Origin of the sequence: Streptomyces sp. NPDC048258, from assembly GCF_043201995.1 — a bacterium.
Lineage (GTDB): Bacteria > Actinomycetota > Actinomycetes > Streptomycetales > Streptomycetaceae > Streptomyces.
The window spans coordinates 1-3,144 of the sequence record NZ_JBICZH010000067.1 but is presented as its reverse complement, the minus strand read 5'-3'; the positions used below and the strand labels follow the sequence as shown (position 1 = coordinate 3,144).

The window sequence follows — 3,144 nt, the reverse complement described above, 5'->3', positions numbered from 1 at the left end:
TCGGCGTCAGGCTGACCACGCTCCGCCCGGAGCAGGCCGACTACATCGGCGTCCCCGTCGAGGGCCCGTACAAGCCGGACCACTACCGCTACTGATCTCCCGCGGATCCGCAGCACCTCAGGCAGGCCCCCGGCACCTCCGCCGGGGGCCTGCCCCGTACCCAAGGATCGTCATGCCACGCGGCCGCTACTCCCTCCACGACCCGCACGACCACACCCCCCTCGGCGAGGAGCACTTCCACTGCGCCCCCGGCCCCTCCGGCTGGCGCTACGTCTCCCAGCTGACGGCCCCGAACGGCGACCACCGGGGCTCCGTCGACCTGGCCGTCGACGAACTGGGCCGCCCCATCCGCCTTGAAGTGAACGCCTCCAGCTGGCAGGTCCGCGGAGCCGCCATCGACGGCGTCACCTGGGTCCGTACCGACCCCACCGGCGCCGAGGCCACCGAGGGCAACGTCCACGCCCCCGGCTTCACCGGAACCTCACCGGCCTTCCTCATCGCGACGGCCCGCCTGCTGCGCCTGACCCCCGGCGCCCCCGCCACCCGGGTCCGGCTCCTCGCCCTCACCGACCCGGTACTGGCCCCGCGTACGGTCGACCAGGCCTGGGCCCTGCTGCGCCGCGAGGAGCACCCCACCGACAGCGGCCCGCTCCTGCTGGACGAGTACCAGGTCAGCGCACTGGACACGGGCGAAGTCCACACGGTCCACATCGCCGGCGACGTGGTCCTGTCCGCCCCGGGCATCGAACTGGAGCACCTGGAGACCCCGCCCTCGACCTTCGATGAGTAGCCCTCAGGACCTCAGGCGGGCGGCGCGAACCCGCCGGCGCGCGGCGGCACCGCGGGCGCGACGGGCGCGGCGGCCGGCGCGGGTGTGACGTACGGGCTCGGCACAGGGACGGGTACAGCTGCCGGCACCGGGACGGCCCCGGGCCCGGAAGCATGAGCGGGAACACGCGCGGGAACGGGGGCGAAGGCCCGGGCCGCGTCCCGTGACTGCCGCTCGTGCACCACGGCCATCAGGAACGCGGCGGCCGGCACCCCGACCGGCGGCGGAGCCCCCGTACGGGACACCAGATCGTCCGCGAGCCGCGCCGCCATCGCCGCGCCCACCTGCGGATCCAGCTGGTTCATCCGCGTCAGGTACTGGCGTATCGCCAGCCACAGTCCGTCCGGCACCGCCGACAGGTCCAGCCCGGAGAACCGGCCGGCCAGCCACGGCGGCGGCGGAGGCACCGGCATCACCCGCGCTCCCGGCACCCGCTCCCGGATCACCAGAGTTCCCGCGAAGACATCACCGAGCCGCCGCCCGCGCGCGGACACCAGCGAGGCGATGCACGCCACCGCCCCGAACGTGATGATCAGCTCGACGACCCCCATGGCCCCGCGCACCAGCGCGTGCCGGAACCGGATCGGCCCGCCGTCGTCCCGCACCACCCGCAGCCCGCACGCGAGCTTGCCCAGCGACCGCCCGTGACTGAGCGTCTCCACCGCGATCGGTACGCCGACCAGCAGCAGCACGAAACTCGCCACACCCACGGCCGCCTGCGCCGCGTCATCGAGCGAGGCGGTCGCGAAGGTCAGCCCGATCGAGAGGATCACGTACCCGGCGATGTACACGGTCAGGTCGAGCACGATCGCCAGCGCCCGGCTCGGCACCCTCGCCGGCCTCAACCCCAGGACGACCGCGTCCCCCGTCACCAGATCGCTCACCACAGCACCTTTCACCCGACCTGCCCCGCCCCGACATCATTCAGTCTGCCAAGCTGACCACACGAGGAATAGGCCGAAGCAGGGGCACTGGGGCAGGGGAGCGGCAACCGGATGGATCTCGACGTCTTCGTGACGGCACACCGCGCGGAATGGGACCGCCTGGAGCAGCTCCTGGGCCGCGGCCGCAAGCTCACCGGCGCCGAGGCCGACGAGCTCGTCGCCCTCTACCAGCGCACCTCCACCCATCTCTCCCTCGTGCAGTCCAGCGCCCCCGACCCCATGCTCACCGGCCGGCTGACGCAGCTGGTCGCGCGGGCCCGGGCCACAGTGACGGGCACCCGTCGCGCCGGCTGGCGCGACGCGGTCCTCTTCTTCACCGTGGGCTTCCCGGCCGCGGTCTACCGCAGCCGGCGCTGGTGGATACCGACCGCCCTGCTCTCCACGGCGATCGGCGTGCTCATCGGCTGGTGGATCGCCACGCACCCCGAGGTCCAGGGCGCCATCGCGGCCCCCGAGGACCTCAAGGCCCTCACGAAGCCGGGCGGCGAGTACGAGACGTACTACTCCAGCCACCCCGCGAGCTCCTTCGCCGCCCAGGTGTGGACGAACAATGCCCAGGCGGCCGCGGTCTGCCTGGTGCTGGGCGCGTTCCTGGGGATCCCGGTGCTCTGGATCCTCTTCCTGAACATGCTCAACCTCGGCGTCGGGATCGGCCTCATGGCCTCCGCCGGCCGCCTCGACGTCTTCCTCGGCCTGATCCTCCCGCACGGCCTGCTCGAACTGACGGCGGTCTTCGTCGCCGCGGGCACGGGCCTGCGCCTGGGCTGGTCGGTCGTCGACCCGGGCCCCCGCACCCGCCGCGCTGCCCTCGCCGAACAGGGCCGCGCCGCCCTCGGCATGGCCATCGGCCTCGCGGTGGTCCTCTTCGTGTCAGGCCTGATCGAAGGCTTCGTGACCCCGTCGGGCCTCCCCACCTGGGCCCGCATCACCATCGGCGTCGTCGCCGAAGCCGTCTTCCTGCTCTACGTCTACGCCCTGGGCGGCAGGGCCTCCCGCGCCGGAGAGATGGGCGACGTGGAGGCCGCCGACCGCACGGCGACGCTCCCCACCGCGGCCTGATGTGCGTACAGGCCTGCTGAGCTGCTAGTCTCCTCGTCGTCCCGGAAGGGCTGTTGACACAGCCGGACCGGGGAGGTAGATTCGAACGGTTGCCTCGGACTGGACAAGTTCGATGGCGAGGGTTTACAATGGACCTCACCCACAGGAAATGAATTCCCAGTGGGCACAGCCGTCTCTTCATTCAGAAATTTGAAGCCGGGAAATCCGGTGGAAAACTTCTGATAGAGTCGGAATCGCCGGAAAGGGAAAGCGTGAAAGCGCAGGACCTGGAAAGCACCGAGGAAGTCGGGCCCGAAAGAGTCTGATAGAGTC

The 3,144-nt window shown here is 71.7% G+C and carries 4 protein-coding genes; 3 read left to right on the top strand and 1 reads right to left on the bottom strand.

Annotated features, from left to right (window positions below):
- Together ACGFYQ_RS42160 and ACGFYQ_RS42155 are read left to right on the top strand one after the other, a co-directional pair.
- Positions 1-95 (top strand): adenosylhomocysteinase (locus tag ACGFYQ_RS42160; RefSeq protein ID WP_362402195.1); only part of this gene is annotated, 95 nt, incomplete at its 5' end.
- Between the two features lie 77 nt (positions 96-172).
- On the top strand, positions 173-790 hold the full coding sequence (locus tag ACGFYQ_RS42155; RefSeq protein ID WP_393752667.1) for a hypothetical protein: 618 nt from the start codon (positions 173-175) through the stop codon (positions 788-790).
- Between the two features lie 11 nt (positions 791-801).
- Here the strand turns inward: ACGFYQ_RS42155 and ACGFYQ_RS42150 are convergent, their stop codons facing one another.
- Positions 802-1,713 (bottom strand): RDD family protein, encoded by a 912-nt coding sequence (locus tag ACGFYQ_RS42150; protein ID WP_393752665.1) that lies wholly within the window; start codon positions 1,711-1,713, stop codon positions 802-804.
- A 111-nt stretch (positions 1,714-1,824) separates the two neighbouring features.
- Here ACGFYQ_RS42150 and ACGFYQ_RS42145 point away from each other — a divergent pair, with 111 nt between their 5' ends.
- Positions 1,825-2,832, top strand: coding sequence for a stage II sporulation protein M (locus ACGFYQ_RS42145; RefSeq protein WP_393752663.1), 1,008 nt, complete (start codon positions 1,825-1,827; stop codon positions 2,830-2,832).
- Positions 2,833-3,144: the final 312 nt, after the last annotated feature.